This is a genomic window from Variovorax sp. J31P207 (assembly GCF_030316965.1).
Taxonomy (GTDB): Bacteria; Pseudomonadota; Gammaproteobacteria; order Burkholderiales; family Burkholderiaceae_C; genus Variovorax; species Variovorax ginsengisoli_B.
Map to the genome: position 1 here is coordinate 62,496 of NZ_JASZYN010000012.1, position 20,419 is coordinate 82,914.

The 20,419-nt window shown below is 67.7% G+C and carries 18 protein-coding genes; all 18 read left to right on the top strand.

Annotated elements, in window-relative coordinates:
• Positions 1-148: 148 nt before the first annotated feature.
• The 18 genes from flhD (at position 149) to QTI68_RS30840 (ending at position 20,415) form a co-directional block, all read left to right on the top strand.
• Positions 149-496, top strand: a complete 348-nt coding sequence (gene flhD / locus QTI68_RS30755) for a flagellar transcriptional regulator FlhD (protein ID WP_286504516.1) — start codon at positions 149-151, stop codon at positions 494-496.
• Positions 493-1,101, top strand: a complete 609-nt coding sequence (gene flhC / locus QTI68_RS30760; protein WP_286527000.1) for a flagellar transcriptional regulator FlhC — start codon at positions 493-495, stop codon at positions 1,099-1,101. Before flhD ends, flhC begins: the two co-directional genes overlap by 4 nt.
• Before the next feature lie 66 nt (positions 1,102-1,167).
• Entirely contained in the window at positions 1,168-2,028 is an 861-nt protein-coding gene (motA, locus tag QTI68_RS30765) for a flagellar motor stator protein MotA (protein ID WP_286503669.1), read from the top strand.
• Between the two features lie 17 nt (positions 2,029-2,045).
• Positions 2,046-2,990: a flagellar motor protein MotB gene (motB, locus tag QTI68_RS30770; RefSeq protein WP_286527001.1), complete on the top strand. Its 945-nt coding sequence runs from the start codon at positions 2,046-2,048 to the stop codon at positions 2,988-2,990.
• Positions 2,991-3,042: 52 nt separating this feature from the next.
• A complete protein-coding gene (cheA, locus tag QTI68_RS30775) occupies positions 3,043-5,073 on the top strand; it encodes a chemotaxis protein CheA (protein WP_286527002.1) in 2,031 nt (676 codons plus the stop codon).
• A 75-nt stretch (positions 5,074-5,148) separates the two neighbouring features.
• Entirely contained in the window at positions 5,149-6,486 is a 1,338-nt protein-coding gene (locus QTI68_RS30780) for an EAL and HDOD domain-containing protein (RefSeq protein WP_286527003.1), read from the top strand.
• Positions 6,487-6,546: 60 nt separating this feature from the next.
• Positions 6,547-7,416, top strand: coding sequence for a CheR family methyltransferase (locus tag QTI68_RS30785; protein WP_286527005.1), 870 nt, complete (start codon positions 6,547-6,549; stop codon positions 7,414-7,416).
• The gene (gene cheD, locus QTI68_RS30790; RefSeq protein WP_286527006.1) at positions 7,413-8,072 is read left to right on the top strand and encodes a chemoreceptor glutamine deamidase CheD; all 660 of its coding nucleotides are present in this window, start codon (positions 7,413-7,415) and stop codon (positions 8,070-8,072) included. The genes QTI68_RS30785 and cheD overlap by 4 nt, the downstream gene beginning before the upstream one ends.
• A complete protein-coding gene (locus QTI68_RS30795) occupies positions 8,069-9,154 on the top strand; it encodes a protein-glutamate methylesterase/protein-glutamine glutaminase (protein ID WP_503011765.1) in 1,086 nt (361 codons plus the stop codon). Before cheD ends, QTI68_RS30795 begins: the two co-directional genes overlap by 4 nt.
• A gap of 30 nt (positions 9,155-9,184) precedes the next feature.
• Positions 9,185-9,574 carry a chemotaxis response regulator CheY gene (gene cheY / locus QTI68_RS30800; protein WP_286371658.1) on the top strand — a complete coding sequence of 130 codons (390 nt, stop codon included), beginning with the start codon at positions 9,185-9,187 and terminating at the stop codon, positions 9,572-9,574.
• 4 nt (positions 9,575-9,578) lie between these two features.
• Positions 9,579-10,220 carry a protein phosphatase CheZ gene (gene cheZ / locus QTI68_RS30805; protein WP_286527009.1) on the top strand — a complete coding sequence of 214 codons (642 nt, stop codon included), beginning with the start codon at positions 9,579-9,581 and terminating at the stop codon, positions 10,218-10,220.
• Positions 10,221-10,339: 119 nt separating this feature from the next.
• Entirely contained in the window at positions 10,340-11,479 is a 1,140-nt protein-coding gene (flhB, locus tag QTI68_RS30810; protein WP_286527010.1) for a flagellar biosynthesis protein FlhB, read from the top strand.
• Positions 11,476-13,572 (top strand): flagellar biosynthesis protein FlhA, encoded by a 2,097-nt coding sequence (gene flhA, locus QTI68_RS30815; protein WP_286527011.1) that lies wholly within the window; start codon positions 11,476-11,478, stop codon positions 13,570-13,572. The genes flhB and flhA overlap by 4 nt, the downstream gene beginning before the upstream one ends.
• A gap of 2 nt (positions 13,573-13,574) precedes the next feature.
• Positions 13,575-16,094 carry a flagellar biosynthesis GTPase FlhF gene (flhF, locus tag QTI68_RS30820; protein WP_286527012.1) on the top strand — a complete coding sequence of 840 codons (2,520 nt, stop codon included), beginning with the start codon at positions 13,575-13,577 and terminating at the stop codon, positions 16,092-16,094.
• 10 nt (positions 16,095-16,104) lie between these two features.
• The gene (locus QTI68_RS30825) at positions 16,105-16,986 is read left to right on the top strand and encodes a P-loop NTPase family protein (protein WP_286527013.1); all 882 of its coding nucleotides are present in this window, start codon (positions 16,105-16,107) and stop codon (positions 16,984-16,986) included.
• A gap of 41 nt (positions 16,987-17,027) precedes the next feature.
• The gene (locus QTI68_RS30830) at positions 17,028-17,762 is read left to right on the top strand and encodes an RNA polymerase sigma factor FliA (protein WP_286527014.1); all 735 of its coding nucleotides are present in this window, start codon (positions 17,028-17,030) and stop codon (positions 17,760-17,762) included.
• A gap of 70 nt (positions 17,763-17,832) precedes the next feature.
• Positions 17,833-18,936, top strand: a complete 1,104-nt coding sequence (locus QTI68_RS30835; RefSeq protein ID WP_286527015.1) for a porin — start codon at positions 17,833-17,835, stop codon at positions 18,934-18,936.
• Between the two features lie 117 nt (positions 18,937-19,053).
• Positions 19,054-20,415: a hypothetical protein gene (locus QTI68_RS30840; RefSeq protein WP_286527017.1), complete on the top strand. Its 1,362-nt coding sequence runs from the start codon at positions 19,054-19,056 to the stop codon at positions 20,413-20,415.
• Positions 20,416-20,419: the final 4 nt, after the last annotated feature.

Sequence of the window (20,419 nt, forward strand, 5' to 3'; positions counted from 1 at the left end):
TTTCATTGGACAAACCGACCGCTTGCAAGCCCGCTCCGACAGTACGTCAGAAAAGTCTCACTTTTCGGAATGAGTATCTTTAGGGTGGTGAAATTGTTAGAAATTGTGTATAGACTGCAGACTTGATTGAATGGAGTGCAGAGTGGAAATGGATATCGATGGCGGCGTAAATAATGGCGACATCTCGAAAGAGATCGGCGACATTAACCTGGCCTATATGCTGCTCGCTCAAAAGCTGGCCAAGCAGGATCGCGCCGCGGCAATGTACCGCCTCGGCGTCGGTCGTGAATTGGCAGATTTGCTGGCCAACATGTCCTTGACGCAGATTGTCAAATTGGCGACATCCAATTTCCTGCTCTGCAGCTTCCGGCTCGACGACCACCCGATGTTCGCGGTGTTCGGCGAAGGCAAGGACACCACGCTCCAGCAGGCCCACATGTCGATCCTGATGGCTGCCCGGCAGCTCCAGCCGCGCGACACGGATGCACTGGCATGAGCTCGAAAAGCGTCCTCGGCGAAGTCCGGCAGGTCCGGCTGGCGGTCGAATTGATCGAGCTCGGTGCCCGCCTTCAATTCCTGGAAGCGGAAGTCGAATTGAGCCGCGAACGGCTAATTCGCCTGTACAAGGAACTCAAGGGCGTCTCGCCGCCAAAAGGGCTGTTGCCGTTTTCGACCGACTGGTACATGACATGGCTGGCCAACATCCATTCGTCGATGTTCTACAACATGTACCGCTTCATGCTGCACGAAGCCAATGAGCCCAGGCTGCAGGCGCTGATCAAGGCCTATCGCCTTTATTCGGAGCAGATCGAGGCCCATGGTGGCGAAATCGTGCTGGATTTCACGCGCGCCTACACGATGGTCCGTTTTTTCGACAGCGACATGCTGCAACTCAGTGCCTGCAGCCGTTGCGGCGGGAATTTCGTCGCGCACGCGCATGACCACAAGCATGGCTATGTCTGCGTGCTGTGCCGCCCGCCGTCGCGCGCCGGCAAGGTGCGCGGTCCGAAACGCGTCGACGAGGCGGTCAAGGCGCCTCAAGTTGCGGCGGCTCCGATTCTGGCAGTGCATTCCGCGTTGGGCGCCAACGGAGTCCATTGAAAACGGCAATTTTTCGCTTATTCGGCAATTTCTTGATTTGATGCCTGCGGGCAAAAGGGGACGCGCGTGCTCGTGCTGGTTGGATACCTGGTAGTCATAGGGGCCGTTTTCGGCGGCTACGCCCTCATGGGCGGGCATTTCGGCGTCCTGTTCCAGCCGGTCGAGTTGCTGATGATCGGCGGCTCCGCGCTCGGCGCCTTCATCGCCGGCAACAACGGCAAGACGATCAAGGCGACGATGAAGGAGCTGCCGCTGCTGCTGCGTTCGTCCAAGCACAACCGGCAGCTCTACATGGACCTGCTGGCCCTGCTGTACGAGCTGCTCGCCAAGGCCCGCAAGGACGGCATGATGAAGCTCGAGAACGACGTCGAGAATCCGGCCGAGAGCGAGATCTTCGGGCGCTACCCCGCGCTCATGGCCGACCACGAGCTGATGGAGTTCCTCTGCGACTACCTGCGCCTGGTCATCAGCGGCAACACCGACCCGTTCGAGATCGAGGCCCTGATGGACCACGAGATCGAGACCATCCGCCATGAGGCCGCGGTGCCCCAGCACAGCCTGGCCGGCGTGGCCGATGCGCTGCCCGCGCTGGGCATCGTGGCCGCCGTGATGGGCGTGGTCCATGCGCTGGCCTCGGCCAACCTGCCGCCCGACGAAATGGGCGCGCTGATCGCGCACGCGCTGGTCGGCACCTTCCTGGGCGTGCTGCTGGCCTACGGCTTCGTGGCGCCGCTGGCTTCGCTGATCGGCCAGAAGGTCGAGGAAGCCATGAAGATCTACCAGTGCGCCAAGGTCACGCTGCTGGCCAGCCTGAACGGCTACGCACCCCAGCTGGCCGTCGAGTTCGGCCGCAAGGTGCTGTTCTCGACCGAACGTCCTTCCTTCACCGAACTGGATGACCATGTTCGGGAAGTCAAGGCCCGCTGAGTGCCGGGACCGCAACCATGAGCGCTGAAAAGCACCGCGTCGTCATCAAGCGGGTCGCCGCCCATGGAGGCGGCCACCACGGCGGCGCCTGGAAGATCGCCTACGCCGACTTCATGACCGCCATGATGGCCTTCTTCCTGGTCATGTGGCTGCTGGCGATCTCGACCCCGAAGCAGCGCGCCGGCATCGCCGAGCACTTCCGCATGCCGCTCAAGGTGGCGCTTACGGGCGGCGAGAAAAGCAGCCTCAGCAGCAGCATGATCCCGGGCGGCGGCGCTGACGTCATGGCGACCGAGGGCGAGGTCAAGAAGGCCGACCCGAGCGAGGAAGAGCTCGACGCCCAGCGGCTGGCCGACATGAAGCAGAAGCTCGACACGCTGATCGAGAACAGCCCGGTCTTCAAGCAGTTCCGCTCGCAGATCCTGATCGACATCACCACCGAAGGCCTGCGGCTGCAGCTGGTCGACAGCGACAACCGCCCGATGTTCGACCTCGCCAGCGCGCGCGTGGTGCCTCACATGCGCGCCATCCTGCGCGAGCTCGGACCGAAGCTCAACGAACTGCCGAACAAGATGACCTTGTCGGGCCACACCGATGCCATCGTCTACACCAATGGCGACAAGGCCTACGGCAACTGGGAGCTGTCGGCCGACCGCGCCAACGCCTCGCGGCGCGAACTGGTGACCGGCGGCATGTCGGAGTCGAAGGTGCTGCGCGTGGTTGGCCTGTCCGACAGCATGCACCTGGACAACGCCGATCCGCGCAATCCGATCAATCGCCGCATCAGCATCATCCTGCTGAATCGCCAGACCCAGGAACGCATCGAGCGCGAGAACAGCGGCGACGGTGCCGCGGTACGCGCCAGCGCGCTGAAGACCGGTGCCCCGGGCGCCACTGGCACCTCCGGCGCCAGCAGCGAGATGAAGCCGACATCCTTCAAGCCCACCAGCCCGACGCAGTAACCAACGACAGACCCAACGCCGGTGTTTGCAGCGCCGGCACCGGAACACACAGATGGACCTCAGCCAGTTTTCCCAAGCCTTCTTTGTCGAAGCGATCGAGCTTCTGGCGCAGATGGAGCAACTGCTCCTCGAGCTCGACGTCGACTCGCCGGACAGCGAGCAGCTCAACGCGATCTTTCGTGCGGCCCATTCGATCAAGGGCGGTGCGGCCACTTTCGGCTTCACCGCGCTGACCGAGACGACGCACGTGCTGGAAACCCTTTTGGACCGGGCACGCCATGGCCAGTTGCGCCTGAGCGGTCCGATGATCGATGCCTTTTTGGAAACGAAGGACGCCTTGCAAGAACAACTCACTGCCTACCAGGCGGGCAAAGAGCCTGAAGCCGAACGTGTCGCGCACATCTGTGGCGTGCTGCAGCAACTCGCGCGGGAGAACGGAGAGGGCGCCGCGGCGCCCGCACCCGCTGCGGCGCCGGTCGCGGTGGCCGTCGCCGCGCCCGCGCCTGCCGCCGCCACCCCATCGACCGGCGCCCTGCGCATCCGCTTCGCCCGCCTGTCGGACAGCGAATGCGAACTGCTCGCCGGCGAACTCGCCAACCTCGGCACGCTGAGCTCCCGCACCCGCAGCAACGACCAGCTCACGGTGATGCTGGAAACCACCTGCGACCCGGACGACATCATCGCCGTCTGCTGCTTCGTGATCGACGAGTCGCAGATCGACATCTCGCGCGAAATGCCCGAGGCGCAAGCCGCGGCCACGCCGGCAGCCGCACCGGCCGCAGCCCCCGCAGCCGAGCCGGCCGCCAAGGCCGCCGGGCCGGCCTCCGCGGCACCGGCCGCGGCGCCCGCGGCCGCCGCCAAGGAGTCGAGCTCGATCCGCGTCGATGTCGAGAAGGTCGACCAGCTCATCAACCTGGTGGGCGAACTGGTGATCACGCAGTCGATGCTGACCCAGGCCGCCACGATGCTCGACCCGGTCGTCTACGAGCGCTTCCTGAGCGGCCTCGGCCACCTGGAGCGCAACGCGCGCGACATGCAGGAGTCGGTGATGTCGATCCGCATGATGCCGATGGACTATGTGTTCAGCCGCTTCCCGCGGGTGATCCGCGACGTCAGCGCCAAGCTCGGCAAGCAGGTCCGGCTCGATACCTTCGGCAAGGAGACCGAGCTCGACAAGGGCCTGATCGAACGGATCATCGACCCGCTCACGCACCTGGTGCGCAACAGCCTCGACCACGGCATCGAGACGCCCGACATCCGGCTCGCCAAGGGCAAGGAAGCCACCGGCCAGCTGCTGCTGTCGGCGCAGCACCATGGCGGCAACATCGTGATCGAGGTCAGCGACGACGGCGCCGGCCTGAACCGCGAGAAGATCCTGGCCAAGGCGATGCAGCAGGGCCTGGCGGTGAGCGAGACCATGCCCGACGAGGAAGTCTGGCAGCTCATCTTCGCGCCGGGCTTCTCGACCGCGGAACAGGTCACCGACATCTCGGGCCGCGGCGTCGGCATGGACGTGGTCAAGCGCAACATCCAGGAGATGGGCGGCCACGTCGAGATCCAGTCGCGCGGCGGCCATGGCACGACCACCCGCATCGTGCTGCCGCTGACCCTGGCGATCTTGAACGGCATGTCGGTCAAGGTCGGCAGCGAGGCCTACATCCTGCCGCTGAGCTATGTGATCGAGTCGCTGCAGCCGCTCGCCGAGCATCTGCATTCGATCACCAGCGACGGCCACGTGATCAAGGTGCGCGGCGAATACCTGCCGCTGATCGAGCTGCACCGGGTCTTCGACGTGGCGGGCGCGCAGGTCGACCCGACCCAGGGCATCCTGGTGATCGTCCAGGCCGACGATGCGCGCTTCGCGCTGCTGGTCGACGAACTGCTGGGCCAGCACCAGGTGGTGGTGAAGAACCTCGAGACCAACTACCGCAAGGTGCCGGGCATCTCGGCCGCGACGATCCTGGGCGACGGCAGCGTGGCTTTCATCATCGACGTCGCCGCCATGCCGCGCATCCAGCGCGCACAGGCGGCCAGCACCGCGGCGCTGGCGGGCGCCGCCAGGCCCGCGGCGGTTGCCGCTTGAGCCCTGGGCACGCCATGCCGCGGACATTGCGTCGCGCTGAACGCTTGACCCGACCCTCAGACGGAGCCATCTGCTATGCGCTTTGACTTCTTTCGAACCTCGGGCGCCAGCGCCGCGAAAGGCAAGGGCGACGCCGGCATGCCGGCGCAATCCCGCGAGGAGCCGGTGGACGAGCTCGGCGGGCCGGGCGAGGCAAGCGGCTACGTGCGCCATGCGCTCCAGCTCGACCCGCAGCAGCGGGTCAAGGGCTATCGCATGGCCTGGCTCGCGACGCCGGGCGCCGCGCCGGTGCCCGATGCGTCCAGCCAGTTCATCGCGCTGCTCGACAACATCACCCGGCACCTGAATCCGCCGCGCACGGGCTGGCGGCTCGGGCGGCTGGTGCTGTTCCTCGACGTCACGGTCGACGGGCTGTTCCTGGCCGAGCTGCAGTCGCTGCCGCCGGAGAACGTGGTGCTGTGCATGGGCCTGGGCGATCTGAGCGATGTCGACACGCGCTCGATGCTGCTCTTCCTGCGCGAGCAGGGCTTCGGCTTCATGCTGAAAGATGCCGACGGCCTGCCGGCCGATCCGGAGCTGCGCGAGATCATCACGCACCTCGACGTCGGCGACGGCGACCCCGAGCGCGTGGCGCGGGTGCGCGCCGAGGAGCAGCCGGGCCGGGCGCCGGTGCAGCTGATGGCCTCGCGCATCGACACCTGGGCGCAGGCCGGGGCCTGCGCCGACCTGCGGCTGGACATCTTCGTCGACGGCACGCTCGCACACCCGCCGGTGAAGGAGGGCGGCGATGCACTGCAGCCCGAGTCGGTGATGATCGTGCGGCTGATGCACATGATCCAGCGCAACGAGAACGTGCGCAGCATCGAGTCGGCGCTCAAGCGCGACGCGGCCCTGACCTACCGGCTGCTGCGTCACATCAATTCGCCCGCCATCGGCGCGGGTGTCGAGATCCATTCCCTTCGCCACGCGGTGGCGATGCTGGGCTACGCGCCGCTGTTGCGCTGGCTGTCCGTGCTGCTGGCCACCAGCAACCGGGCCGCGGCGCCGTTCATGACCAAGAAGGCCATCACGCGCGGCCGCTTCGTCGAGCTGATGGGCCAGGGGATGCTGCCGCCCGGCGAGGCCGACAACCTCTTCGTGGTCGGCATGTTCTCTCTGATCGACCAGTTGCTCGGCGTGCCGATGACGGAGGTTCTCGCCAAGGTGCAGCTCGCGGGGTCGGTGCAGCAGGCGATCCTGGCGCGCGAAGGCGTCTACGCGCCCTTCCTCGCACTGGCGGAAGCCTGCGAGACCGACGCCGCCCAGGCCGCCCGGCTGTCGGAGGCCCTGTTCGTGGGATCGGGCCAGGTCAACGCAGCGCACCTGGCGGCGATGGTCTGGTCCCAGGAAGCCGACGCCCACGACGCAAGCTGATGCGGCGCGAGCAGCAAGGTATTTGTCCCGTTGATCGAACCATTGGAAAAGAGGCTCGCTATGTACATTGAGACCCAGGCACCGACGTCCACCGTGAGCACTGAATTTCTCTTCACCGACAGCGATTTCTCGAAGGTCCGCACGATGATCCATCGGCGGGCCGGGATCGCGCTGGGCGAGCAGAAGCGGCAGATGGTCTACAGCCGCCTGTCGCGCCGGCTGCGCGAACTGCGGATGCCGGAGTTCTCCTCCTACCTCGAGTTGCTGGAGTCGCGCCAGGACGGCGACGAGTGGCAGTCGTTCATCAATTCGCTGACCACCAACCTGACTTCGTTCTTCCGCGAGGCGCACCACTTTCCGGTGCTGGCCGAGCACGTGCGCAAGGCCAAGGAGCCGGTCACGATCTGGTGCTCGGCGGCCTCGACCGGCGAGGAGCCCTATTCGATCGCGATCACGCTGATCGAGGCGCTTGGCGACAAGGCCAACGCGGCCCGGGTGATCTCGACCGACATCGACACCGCGGTGCTGGCCAAGGCCCAGGCGGGTGTCTTCACCGCAGACCAGGTCAAGGCGCTGTCGCCCGAGCGGCTGCGCCGCTTCTTCAACAAGGGCACCGGGTCGAATGCCGGCAAGGTGCGCATCCGCCCCGAGGTTGCGCAGCTGGTGAAGTTCTCGCGCCTCAACCTGCTCGATCCGTCCTGGTCGGTCAAGGAGCCGTTGGATGCGATCTTCTGCCGCAACGTGATGATCTATTTCGACAAGCCGACGCAGAAGAAGGTGCTCGACCGCTTCGCGCCCCTGCTGAAGACCAACGGCCTGCTGTTCGCGGGCCATTCGGAGAACGCCTCGCTGGTCAACCAGACCTTCAGGCCGCTCGGGCAGACGGTGTACGAGCTGGCGCGCGCGAAGGGCAAGGCAGGGGTGCCATGAATGCTGTCGTGCCGGGGTCGCTGGCCAACCATCACTATTTCGACCGCGACGTCGGCAGCATGGCAGTCAAGCTGCTGCCTTCCGAGTACTTCGTGACCACCACCGACACGGTGCTGACCACGGTGCTGGGGTCGTGCGTGTCGGCCTGCATCCTCGACACCGACAACGGCGTCGCCGGCATGAACCATTTCATGCTGCCGGAAGAGGGCGATTCGGTCGCCCGCGACGCCACCGAGTCGATGCGCTACGGCGCCTACGCGATGGACGTGCTGATCCGCGAGCTGATCCGTTCCGGCGCCCGGCGCGAACGGCTGCAGGCCAAGGTGTTCGGCGGCGCCGCGGTGCTGGCCAACATGACGACCCTCAACATCGGCGACCGCAATGCCGATTTCGTGCTGCGCTACCTGAAGTCCGAACGCATCAGCGTCGCGGCCCAGGATCTGCGCGGCCAGCATGCGCGCCGCGTCTGCTTCATGCCGGCAAGCGGCAAGGCGGTGGTGCGCAAGCTGCGGGGACAGAACGACGTGCAGGCGATCCAGCGCGAGGAGGGCGAGCTGCTGCGCATGGCCCTGCCGCGACCGGCGATCGACCTGCGCAAACCCAACGGCCCGGTCGGCGAGAGCCCGCTGTGGGCCAGAAGCAAAGGAAGCTGGTGAGCGCAAACAAGATCAAGGTGCTGTGCGTCGACGACTCGGCGTTGATACGCAGCGTGATGACCGAAATCATCAACAGCCAGCCGGACATGACGGTGGTGGGAACGGCCGCCGATCCGCTGGTGGGGCGCGACCTCATCAAGGTCACCAACCCCGACGTGCTGACGCTGGACGTCGAGATGCCGCGCATGGACGGCCTCGAATTCCTCGAGAAGCTGATGCGGCTGCGGCCGATGCCGGTGGTGATGGTGTCGTCGCTGACCGAGCGCGGGTCGGAGATCGCGCTGCGCGCGCTCGAACTGGGCGCGATCGACTTCGTGACCAAGCCGCGGCTGGGCGTGCGCGACGGCCTGCTCAACTACACCGAGCTGATCGCCGCCAAGATCCGCACCGCTGCCAGTGCGCGGCTGCTGCCGTCGCGGCATGCCGCGTCGGCCCGGCCGGCGGGCGAACACGCGCCCGAGGCTCTGCTGCGCAGCCCGTTGCTGAGCACCGAGAAGCTGATCATCATCGGCGCCTCCACCGGCGGCACCGAGGCGATCCGCGAGGTGCTGACCCCGCTGCCGCCGGACAGTCCCGCGATCCTGATCGCGCAGCACATGCCCTCGGGCTTCACCAAGTCATTCGCCCAGCGGCTCGACGGCCTGTGCCGCATCACGGTCAAGGAAGCCGAGCACGGCGAGCGGGTGTTGCCGGGCTATGCCTACATCGCGCCGGGTGGCTTCCACCTGTCGCTCGGCCGCAGCGGCGCCAACTACGTGGCGCACCTCGACCAGGAGCCGCCGGTGAACCGGCACCGCCCCTCGATCGACGTGCTGTTCGACTCGGCGGCCAAGCACGCCGGCAAGAACGCGATCGGAATGATCCTCACCGGCATGGGCAAGGACGGCGCCGAGGGGCTGCTGCGCATGAAGCGCGCCGGCGCCCACACCTTTGCCCAGGACGAGGCGAGCTGCGTCGTCTTCGGCATGCCGAAGGAAGCCATCGCGATCGGCGCGGCCGACGAGGTGGCTCCGCTGGGCGAAATGGCGCGCCGCGTGCTGGCGCACCTGCGCACCTTCGGTGCGCGCACGAATCGGGTTTGACAACGAACTGTTTGAGTGGAGAGAAACGTGATTGACAAGAGCATCAAGATCCTGGTCGTGGATGACTTCCCGACCATGCGCCGCATCGTGCGCAACCTGTTGAAGGAGCTCGAGTTCCTCAACGTCGACGAGGCTGAGGACGGCGCCGCCGGTCTCGAGAAGCTGCGTGGCGGCAGCTTCGGCTTCGTGGTGTCGGACTGGAACATGCCCAACATGGACGGCCTGACCATGCTGCAGAACATCCGCGCCGATCCCGAGCTGGGCAAGCTGCCGGTGCTGATGGTCACGGCCGAAGCCAAGAAGGAAAACATCGTCGCGGCGGCCCAGGCCGGCGCGAACGGCTATGTGGTCAAGCCTTTCACGGCGGCCACGCTCGAAGAGAAGATCACCAAGATCTTCGAAAAACTGGCGAAGGGGTAAGGCCATGAGCAAGAACGCGTTCGACGCCGAACAAGGGAACACCGCTGAAGAGTTGCTGGGCCGCATCGGGCAGTTGACGCGTCAGTTGCGCGAAGGACTGCGCGAGCTGGGCCTCGACAAGGAAGTCGCCAAGGCGGCCCAGGCCATTCCCGATGCGCGCGACCGGCTGGCCTACGTGGCTGCGACCACCGAACGGGCGGCCCATCGCGCGCTCAACGCCATCGATGTCGCGCAGCCGCTGCAGGAAGGGCTGGCGAGCGACGCCAAGGGCCTGAGCAAGCGCTGGGACGAATGGTTCGCCGACCCGATCGAGCTCGACCATGCGCGCGAGCTCGTGATGGACACGCGCGGCTTCCTGCAGGACGTGCCGCAGAAGGCCAATGCCATCAACTCGCAGCTGATGGAGATCCTGATGGCGCAGGACTTCCAGGACCTGACCGGCCAGGTCATCAAGAAGATGATGGAAGTGGTCAACGATGTCGAGACGCAGCTGCTGCAGGTGCTGATCGACAACTCGCCGGCCGAGAAGCGGCAGGAGATCGTCAGCAACAGCCTGCAGAACGGCCCCCAGATCGTGCCCGGCAATCCGGATGCGGTGGCCGACCAGTCGCAGGTCGACGATCTGCTGGAGAGCCTCGGCTTCTGAGGCTTCGATCGAGCGAGAAGGAGGGCGATTGCGCTCTTGATCGGGCGATTGTTCCGGCCCTCCGAATCGAATAATCAGTCATGTGCAGGCGTTCCTCGCCTGCTGCTCCAGGAGCATGAATGGCTGAGGAAAGCGATCTCGAAAAAACGGAACCCGCCTCCGAGCGGCGCCTCGAAAAGGCGCGCGAGGAAGGCAATGTGGCCCGCTCCCGCGAGCTGACCACGCTGGTGATGCTGTCGACGGCCATCGGTGGGCTCTGGTTCACCGCCGAGTCGCTCGGCGGCACCCTCAGCGCCGCCTTGCGCCGCGGCCTGCAGTTCGAGCGCGGCATCGCATACGAGCCCCAGCAGATGCTGGCGCGCACCGCCTGGATGGTGATGCAGACGCTGCTGGCGATGGCCCCCCTGTTCGCCATGATGGTGGTGGCCGCGGTGGTGGCGCCGATGATGCTCGGCGGCTGGCTGCTGTCGGGCAAGGCGGTCTCGCCGAACTTCGGCAAGCTCGATCCGCTGGCCGGCATCGCGCGGATGTTCTCGACCCAGTCGCTGGCCGAACTGATCAAGGCGCTCGCCAAGTCGCTGCTGATCGGCGGCGTCGCCTATCTGGTCATCATGGACGACCTCGAGCATGTCATGGCGCTGCTCGGCCAACCCGAGTCGACCGCCCTGCCGCACACCATCATGCTGGTCGGGCGCAGCTGCGCCCTGATCGCGGCAGCGCTGGTGCTGGTGGCGCTGGTCGACGTGCCCTGGCAGCTCTGGACCTACTACAAGAAGCTGCGCATGTCGCGCGAGGACGTGCGCCAGGAGCACAAGGAGAGCGAAGGCGACCCGCACATCAAGGCCCAGATCCGCCGCCAGCAGCAGGCGATCGCCAAGCGCCGGATGATGGCCGAGGTGCCGAAGGCGGACATCGTGGTCACCAACCCGACCCATTTCGCGGTCGCGCTCAAGTACATCGACGGCGACATGCGCGCCCCGCGCGTGGTGGCCAAGGGCACCGACCTGGTGGCGCAGCGCATCCGTGAGATCGCGGCCGACAACAAGGTCGCGATCCTCGAGGCGCCGCCGCTCACGCGGGCGCTCTACAAGCACACCCGCCTGGGCGACGAGATTCCCTCGGGCCTCTACACCGCCGTGGCCGAGGTGCTGGCCTGGGTCTACCAGCTCAAGCGCTGGAAATCCGAAGGCGGCGAGGCGCCGCGCACGCCGACCGACGTCGCGGTTCCTGACGAACTTCAATACACCGTGCCTGCATGAACGCGATGACCAACCTGATGCGTCTGCCGACGCAGTTCTTCTCCGGCAACCAGTTCAAGGGACTGGCCGGGCCGATTCTCATCATCATGATCCTGAGCATGATGGTGCTGCCGCTGCCGGCCTTCCTGCTCGACCTGCTGTTCACCTTCAACATCGCACTGTCGGTGATGGTGCTGCTGGTCAGCATGTACACCATGAAGGCGCTCGACTTCGCCGCCTTCCCCGCCGTGCTGCTGTTCTCGACCCTGCTGCGGCTGTCGCTCAACGTGGCCTCCACCCGCGTGGTGCTGATGCACGGCCACACCGGCCCCGATGCCGCCGGCAAGGTGATCGAGGCTTTCGGCCACTTCCTGGTCGGCGGCAACTTCGCGGTCGGCGTGATGGTCTTCATCATCCTGGTGCTGATCAACTTCATGGTGATCACCAAGGGTGCGGGCCGGATCGCCGAAGTCGGCGCGCGCTTCATGCTCGACGCCATGCCCGGCAAGCAGATGGCGATCGACGCCGACCTCAACGCCGGGCTGATCGGCGAGGACATCGCCCGCAAGCGCCGCACCGAAGTCGCGCAGGAGGCCGACTTCTACGGCTCGATGGACGGCGCCAGCAAGTTCGTGCGCGGCGACGCGGTGGCCGGCCTCCTGATCATGGTCATCAACATCATCGGCGGCCTGGTGGTCGGCGTGGCGCAGCACGGGCTCGACTTCTCGACCGCCGGCAAGACCTACACGCTGCTGGCGATCGGCGACGGCCTGGTGGCGCAGATCCCGGCGCTGGTGATCTCGACCGCCGCCGGCGTGATCGTCTCGCGCGTGACCACCGACGAGGACGTCGGCAGCCAGCTCACGGGCCAGCTGTTCTCCAACCCGCAGGTGCTGTTCCTGACCGCCGGCATCATCGGCCTGATGGGCCTGATCCCGGGCATGCCGAACCTGGCCTTCCTGCTGATCGCCGGCGGCCTCGCCTGGCTCGGCCACAACCTGCTCAAGCGCAAGCCGAAGCAGGCGGCCGAGAAGGCCGCCGCCGCCGCCCAAGCTGCGCTGCCGGCGGCGCCCGAGGCGGCCGAAGCCAGCTGGGACGACATCGCGCTGGTCGATCCGCTCGGCATGGAGGTCGGCTACCGGCTGATCCCGCTGGTCGACCAGTCGCAGCAGGGCGAGCTGCTCGGCCGCATCAAGAGCATCCGCAAGAAGATCGCGCAGGAGATCGGCTTCCTGGTGCCGGTGGTCCACATCCGCGACAACCTCGAGATCAAGCCGAACACCTATGTCATCAGCCTGAAGGGCGTGGAGATCGGACGCGGCGAGGCCTTCCCGAACCAGTGGATGGCAATCAACCCGGGCCAGGTCACGGGCAGCCTGCCCGGCACGCCGACCCAGGACCCGGCGTTCGGCCTGCCGGCGGTGTGGATCGACGGCAACCTGCGCCAGCAGGCGCAGATCCACGGCTACACGGTGGTCGATGCCTGCACCGTGATGGCGACCCACCTCAACCACCTGATCCAGACCCATGCCGCCGAGCTGCTGGGCCGCCAGGAAGTGCAGCAGCTGCTCGACCAGATCGCCAAGACGGCGCCGAAGCTGACCGAGGACCTGGTGCCGAAGCTGATCTCGCTGAGCACGCTGCACAAGGTGCTGCAGAACCTGCTCGAGGAAGAGGTGCCGATCCGCGACATGCGCACCATCCTCGACGTGCTGGCCGAGCATGCGCCGACCGTCAAGGACGCGACCGAACTCACGACGCTGGTCCGCCTGGCCCTGGGCCGCGCGATCACCCAGCAGCTGTTCCCGGGCGATGCCGAGCTGCAGGTGATCGGGCTCGACGGCTCGCTCGACAGCGTGCTGCAGCAGGCCATGACCAGCAGCAGCGGCATCGAGCCCGGCCTGGCCGACAACCTGCTGCGCCAGGCGCAGGCCGCCATCGTGCGCCAGGAGCAGATGGGCCTGGCGCCGGTGCTGGTCGTCCAACACGCATTGCGCGTGCTGCTGTCGCGCTTCCTGCGCCGCAGCCTGCCGCAACTCAAGGTGCTCTCCCATGCGGAGATCCCTGACTCTCGCAACATCAAGATCACCGCCACCATCGGAGGAAGAGTTTGAACATGTCTACAGACGTGCGGACCACGGCCCGCAAATTCGTCGCGGCGACCAGCCGCGAAGCCCTGCGCATGGTCCGCGAGGCACTCGGTGCCGAAGCCATCGTGCTGAACCATCGCGCGACACCCGAGGGCGTCGAGATCGTCGCGATGGTCGAGGGCGAGATGACGCAGGCGGTGGCGAGTGCCGCGCCGGTCGTGCCTGTCAGGGCGCCGCTGCCGGCAGCGCCGGTTGCGCCGCTGATGCCGGTCGCCCCGGTGATGCCGGCGGTTCCGGCAATGGCAATGCCTGTGGCCGCCCCGGCCGTCGCGCCGGCGCCCGCCGCCCCGGTGGCCCGCGCGCCCGCCGCTGCGCCCGCACCGGCCGCGCCGCCCGCACCCGCCGACATGGTCATGAACGAACTCCATTCGATGCGCGGCATGCTCGAGGAGCAGCTCGCCAGCGTGGTCTGGAACGACCGCCAGCGCCAGGACCCGGTGCGCGGCCGCCTGCTGCGCACGCTGCTAGGTGCCGGCTTCAGCGCCAAGCTGTCGAAGGCCATGCTCGAGAAGCTCCCGACCGGCCAGAGCTATGCCGAAGGCATGGCCTTCGCGCGTGCCGAACTGATTCGCGCGGTGCCGGTGCACGAGGACGAGGACGCCCTGCTCGCGCAAGGCGGCGTGTATGCGCTCATGGGACCGACCGGGGTCGGCAAGACCACCACCACCGCCAAGCTGGCGGCGCGCTGCGTGATGCGCTTCGGCGCGGACAAGCTGGCCCTGGTGACCACCGACAGCTACCGCATCGGCGCCTACGAGCAGCTGCGCATCTACGGCCAGATCCTCGACGTGCCGGTGTTCGCGGTCAAGGATGCGGCCGACCTGCACCTGGTGCTGCAGGACCTGCGGGACAAGCACATGGTGCTGATCGACACGGTCGGCATGAGCCAGCGCGACCGTTCGGTGTCGGACCAGATCGCGATGCTGTGCAACAGCCACCGTCCGGTCAAGCGGCTGCTGCTGCTCAACGCCACCAGCCACGGCGACACCCTCAACGAGGTGGTGCATGCCTATCGCAACGGCGGTGGCGGCAACGAGCTGGCGGGCTGCATCTTCACCAAGGTCGACGAGGCCACCCATCCCGGCGCGCTGATCGACACCGTCATCCGCCACCGGCTGCCGGTGCACTACATCTCCAGCGGCCAGAAGGTGCCCGAGAACCTGATGCTGGCGGACCGCGCGCAGCTGGTCGACAGCGTGTTCCAGCCGCGCCGCCACAACCCCCTGTTCGTGCCGGCCGAGGTCGACATGCAGGACGAAGCCGCGGGCGCGGCGCCGTCGGCCCAGGTCGTGCAGGCCCAGGCCGAGGCCGAGCGGCTGCGGCTCCAGTACCAGAACCTGATCCGCGCCATGGCGCACGATGCCCAGGAACTGGCGACCGCGGCCGGCGCGCTGGCCGGTGCGCAGATCGGCTTCGAGGGCGCACGCCGGCTGTGGCGCAACGCGGGTGACGAGGCGGTCGGCCAGAAGGCCGTGCTGGAGGACCTGATGGTGCAGGCGCGCAGCGAGGTCGCGGCCGGCTGCGAGACGCATGTGCTGGCGCTTTCGGGCCAGGTCGGCCTGCGTTCCAACGAGGGCGGCGACGCCTACGAATGCCAGGGCAGCCTGCTGCTGTCGGACCGCAGCGGCCTGCCGCTGGCGGCGCCCAACCAGTGGCTGTCGACGGCGGCGGTGGCCGGGGGCGCGGAGACGCGGCGCAAGCCGGGGCTGCGCCAGGTCCAGTGGCTGCGCCAGCAGTCGCTCGGCCGCACGCTGGTGCACGTGCTGCCGCGCCTGCCGATGCCCGAGGCGATGGTCGAGTGGCAGGCCCAGGGCCAGCGCTGGCTGGCGCGCGCGCCCGGCTCGACCGCGGTGCTCGACCCCGTGACCGAAGCGCCGGGCAAGCTGGCGCGGCTCGGCCTCGAATTCGGCCCGGCGCGTCCCGTGAGCTTTCGCGGCAAGCCGGCGCTGCAGTGCGAGGCACAGGCCGAGGTGCGCTTGCGCCTCGGTGCCTCGGCGACGATCGACCGGCACGCGCTGCCGGTGCTGCGCTGCGTCGTCACCCGCGTCCTCGATGCACGCGGCCAGAAGATCCTGGCCCAGAGCTACCTGCTGTCGAATCTCGGCAGCGAGGTGAGCGCGCAGCAGCTCGCGCAATGGCAGGGCTGGGCGGCCGAGGCCGACCCCTGCTTCCGCCTGCTGCGCCAGGGCGTGCAGCTGATCGGCGGCATGGGCGAACTGGGCGATCCGGACATGATGAAGCGGCTGCTGATCGCCGGCCAGGTGGGCACCACCGTGTGGCGGCTGCTGCAGGCCAGGGGCGAGTGGGCCGACCGCACGCGGGTGCTGCTGAACCAGCTCTCGGGCCGCCCGGCGCGCTCGAGCCGGCCGCTGACCGGCAACGCGCTGTATGTCGGCGTGGGCAAGCTCTTCATGCTGCTCGAGGCCCTGGGCACCGAGTCCACCGCGCCGACGCAGCCGGCCCGGGCGCTGGAGCCGCAAGGTTGAGGAGCCGCACATGACCAAGCTGATTGCAGATCAGGCCGACGGATTGCGGCGCCTGCTGGCCCATACGCCCACGCGAGTCGTCGCGGTCGCGGCCATGGGCCCCGGCGGCGGCGCCACGGAGGCCGCCATGAACCTCGGCGCGGCCCTTGTCCAGCAGGGCAGGGACGTGCTGGTGCTCGACGAACACGGCGGGACGGCAGCGGCGATCTGCGCCGCCTGGGCCATCGATCCGCTCGGCGACCTGGCCGACGTGGCCGACCGGCGGCTGACCTGCGAGGGCGCGATCGCCCGGGCCGGCTGCGGTGTCGGCGTGCTGCCGGCGCCGCTCGGCGACCGGCATGCCGAGATCGATCCGCGCCTGCTGTGCCGCGGCGGCGTGGTGCTGATCGCCGCCCGGATCGACGGCGAAGGCCGGCTGTCGGCGCTGGCCCAGGCGGCCGACGAGCTGCTGCTGGTGCTGCAGCCGAACGCCGCGTCGATCACTTCGGCGTACGCGGGCATCAAGCGCCTGCACTATGCGCATGGACTGAAGCAGCTGCGCTTCCTGGTCGACGGCGTGGCCGGGCCCGAGGAGGCCCAGCAGATCACCACCAACCTCGCGAGCACCGGCAGCCGCTACCTCGCCGTGTCGCTGGAAGCGGCCGGGTGGGTGCGCGCCGATCCGCACCTGGCGGACGCCCGGCGGCTGCGCCAGAGCGTGGTCGAGGCCTTCCCGGCCAGCGCGGCGGCTGTCGACTTCCGCCGCGTCGCGGTCGACATGGGCGGCTGGCCCTGGCGCACGCGTGCGCCCGCGGCCCGTCCCGCCCGCGCCGTGGCGCCGTCATCGCACGGGCCGCGGGTCGAGCTGCCGCGGGCCCGTGCGCTGGCCGCGGCGCGCTCCGCCATCGCCTGAGCCGGCGAACCGAACAACCGACATGCAACGAAGGAGCGCACGTGTACACCGCACAGGGCACCATTGAGAAGTCTCACCTGCTGGAGCAGCATCAACCGCTGGTCCGGCGCATCGCGCTGCAGATGATCGCCAAGCTGCCCGCGAGCGTCGAGCTCGACGACCTGATCCAGGCCGGCATGCTGGGTCTGCTGGACGCATCCAGCCGCTACCAGGACAACAAGGGCGCGCAGTTCGAGACCTTCGTGAGCCAGCGCATTCGCGGCGCCATGCTCGACGAGCTGCGCGCGAGCGACTGGGGCTCGCGCGGGCTGCGCCAGTCGGCGCGGGCGGTCGAGAAGGCGGTCCATGCGCTCGAGCACCGGCTCGGCCGGGCGCCCACCGAAGGGGAGATCGCGAAGGAGATGAAGATCGAGCTCGAGGCCTACCAGTCGCTGCTGCAGGAGATCCAGGGCTGCCAGCTGGTCTATGTCGAGGACTTCGCCAAAGGCGAGGCCGAGAACCCCTTCCTCGACCTGCATGCGCAACAGGCGCGCAAGGGCCAGGGCGCGAGCGACGACCCGCTCGAACAGCTGATGGAGAGCGGCTTCCGCCACCAGCTGATCGATGCCATCTCGGCGCTGCCCGAGCGCGACCAGCTGCTGCTCAACCTGTACTACGAGGAGGAGCTGAACCTGCGCGAGATCGGCGCCATCCTCGAAGTGAGCCAGAGCCGGGTCTGCCAGCTGCACAGCCAGGCGATCAGCCGGCTGCGGGCCCGCCTGAAGGACATTCTCTAGGCCACGGGCCCGCATCCCTCGTCTATCATCGCCGCCGGAGTGGGTGCGCAATGCGCAGAGGAGCAGCCCAATGAAGAGAGCCAGTCTTGCGGCCATCGCGGGGAGTGCCTTGTGCGCCTCGGGAGCGGCCTTCGCCCAGGCCAGCCAGGTGCAGGGCCCGGTCACCGGCAGCAGCGTCACGCTGTTCGGCGTGGCCGACGCGGCGGTGGCCTACGGCAGCGGCAGCATCGCCACCAAGACCCAGCTGATCAGCAGCGGCAACACCGCCTCGCGCATCGGCTTTCGCGGCATCGAGGATCTGGGCGGCGGCCTGGGCGCGGGCTTCTGGCTCGAATCGGGCGTCAGCGTGGACACCGGCACCGGCGTCGCGGGCAACACCAACAACCAGGCGAGCGGTGCCACCTCGGCCGACGCCTTGAGCTTCAACCGGCGCTCCACGGTCAGCCTGATCGATCTCTGGGGCGAGCTGCGGCTGGGCCGCGATTTCACGGCCCACTACCGCAACCGCACCGACGTCGATCCCTTCGACAACAACGGCGTCGGCACGATCCAGCCGCAGGCCGGCTCGATCGCCGGGCCGACTTCGCCCCGGGCCTCGAACATGGTCGGCTATTTCCTGCCGCCGGGCCTGGGCGGCTTCTTCGGCGAAGTGCAGTACTTCATGGGCGAGAACCAGAAGCACACGCCGGCCGCCGACGACGGCACCGGCGTCAGCGGCCGCGTGGGCTGGCGCTCGGGCCCTTTCGGGATCGCGGTCGCGACGGCCCGCACCGACTACCAGCAGACCGCGACCAACGGCGACATCCGATCGACCAATGTCGGCGCCAGCTACGACTTCCAGATCGTCGAAGTCTCGGCCGGCTACTACCGCGACAAGGTCGAGAGTTTCCAGCCCGTCACCGCGACCGGCTATGCGGTCGGCGTCATCGTGCCGGTCGGCTTCGACCAGATCAAGTTCGCCTGGTCGCGCTACGGCACCGACGCCATCGGCGATCCGGCGGCGCGCAAGCTGTCGCTGGGCTATGTCTACAGTTTCTCGAAGCGCTCGGTGGCCTATGCGACCTACTCCTACCTGAGCAACAGCGGCGGCTCGGCGGTCGGCCTGAACGGCTCGATCACGGCGCCCGATCGCAGTTCGTACGGCTACGACCTCGGGTTCCGCCACAGCTTCTGATCGGCGCTGGTTGCGTCCGGGCCGCGGGGAGCCGCCAGCCAGTTGCTGTCACTAGGAAGTTTGTTACGATATGTTGCATTTAGCAACATAACAACACAACTTGGTGGAGACCAGCGAATGAGAAAGTGGAACCTTGCCGCAGGCATTCTGGCTGCGGTGGCTTTGGCATCGTGTGGCGGCGGTGGAGGCGGCGGCGGCCTGGCGGGCGTTGCCGCCAAGCCGGCCTTGACCACCTCGGTGAAGATCAACGGGCAGGCCGCGACGGCCCAGAGCGCGGACCTGTACGCCGTGAAGCCCGGCGACAAGGTGGAGATCACGCCCAGCCAGAACGTCTCCTGGACCAGCAGCAGTGCGCCGGCCGGCATCACCGCCAACGCCCTGGCCAGCACGCCCACCCAGTGGAGCGCGCAGTTGGTCAACGAGACCGCCTCGGCGGCCACCTACACGGTGACCGCGTCGGCAAGCGCCGATGCGGCAAGCACCAGGTCGCTGCAGTTCGCCGTGTCGGGCGGCGATGCGCGCAACGGAAGCTACAAGGCCTTCGCCACCAACGGCACCCGGCAGACCCTCGCGCTCAACTTCGACACCGGCGCCTACAACTGGACCGACAGCAACAACGCCGTCCTCAGCGGGAGCTTTGCCGCGGATGCGAATGAGGCTGGCACCTATGTGTTCCAGTCCGCCCGGATCGCCACGGCGGCGAACACCGCGCGCTTTCATCTCAACCAGGACACCGTGATCGGCGCATTTCCTTTCGCCGTGACCCAGTCGGCGAACGAGGCCTTCGCGATCCAGCCCTTCGTGGCTTCGCGGGCGCTCGAAACGCAGCAGGCGGCGCTGGACGGCGTCTACAACCGCTTCGGCATCGACGTCGGCCCGACGACCCAGACCTCCGACATCTCGCAGTTCGAGATCTCGGCAGGGGGAACGAAGCTGGTGCGCTGCAACGACGCCAGCATCTCCCGGATCGAGCTCTGCCAGCCCGCTGACCAGCAGACCTGGCTGATCTCCCCCGGCAGCGCGAGTGGCATGTGGACCATGACCGAAGCGGCTTCGCCTTCGAACACCGCCAACATCGCGCTCGCGCGCATCGGCAACCAGAAGATCTTCCTGATCGCGGGCAAGTCCGCGAGCGATCCGCGTACTGCCGTGTTCCGGATCGGCGTGCCCGAGGGCACGGCCTGGCCTGCCGGCACCGGCTATGGTTCTGCCACGCCGGGCTCGTGGGGCCGCGTACAGGTCGCGGCCAACAACACGTCGACGCGCAACGGCGTGGCGACCGATGGCAGCGCGGTGCAGACCTTCAACACCTTCTATCCGATGAGCGCCAGCCAACCGAATGGAATGCGCCTGCTGCCCAACACGACCACCGGCGCGACCTACTTCGCCATGCAGGGCGCCAAGCTCTTCGCCATCATCGGCGCCAACAATCCCGCGCATGGCACCAATGGCTATCTGCAGCTCAGCTTGATGGACTGAGGCC

Coding starts and splice junctions, on each gene's coding strand:
- flhD (WP_286504516.1), top strand. CDS start 149: ATGGATATCGATGGCGGCGTAAATAATGGCGACATCTCGAAAGAGATC.
- QTI68_RS30835 (WP_286527015.1), top strand. CDS start 17,833: ATGAAGAGAGCCAGTCTTGCGGCCATCGCGGGGAGTGCCTTGTGCGCC.
- cheA (WP_286527002.1), top strand. CDS start 3,043: ATGGACCTCAGCCAGTTTTCCCAAGCCTTCTTTGTCGAAGCGATCGAG.
- QTI68_RS30825 (WP_286527013.1), top strand. CDS start 16,105: ATGACCAAGCTGATTGCAGATCAGGCCGACGGATTGCGGCGCCTGCTG.
- flhA (WP_286527011.1), top strand. CDS start 11,476: ATGAACGCGATGACCAACCTGATGCGTCTGCCGACGCAGTTCTTCTCC.
- flhC (WP_286527000.1), top strand. CDS start 493: ATGAGCTCGAAAAGCGTCCTCGGCGAAGTCCGGCAGGTCCGGCTGGCG.
- QTI68_RS30785 (WP_286527005.1), top strand. CDS start 6,547: ATGTACATTGAGACCCAGGCACCGACGTCCACCGTGAGCACTGAATTT.
- flhF (WP_286527012.1), top strand. CDS start 13,575: ATGTCTACAGACGTGCGGACCACGGCCCGCAAATTCGTCGCGGCGACC.
- cheZ (WP_286527009.1), top strand. CDS start 9,579: ATGAGCAAGAACGCGTTCGACGCCGAACAAGGGAACACCGCTGAAGAG.
- flhB (WP_286527010.1), top strand. CDS start 10,340: ATGGCTGAGGAAAGCGATCTCGAAAAAACGGAACCCGCCTCCGAGCGG.
- QTI68_RS30840 (WP_286527017.1), top strand. CDS start 19,054: ATGAGAAAGTGGAACCTTGCCGCAGGCATTCTGGCTGCGGTGGCTTTG.
- motB (WP_286527001.1), top strand. CDS start 2,046: ATGAGCGCTGAAAAGCACCGCGTCGTCATCAAGCGGGTCGCCGCCCAT.
- cheD (WP_286527006.1), top strand. CDS start 7,413: ATGAATGCTGTCGTGCCGGGGTCGCTGGCCAACCATCACTATTTCGAC.
- QTI68_RS30780 (WP_286527003.1), top strand. CDS start 5,149: ATGCGCTTTGACTTCTTTCGAACCTCGGGCGCCAGCGCCGCGAAAGGC.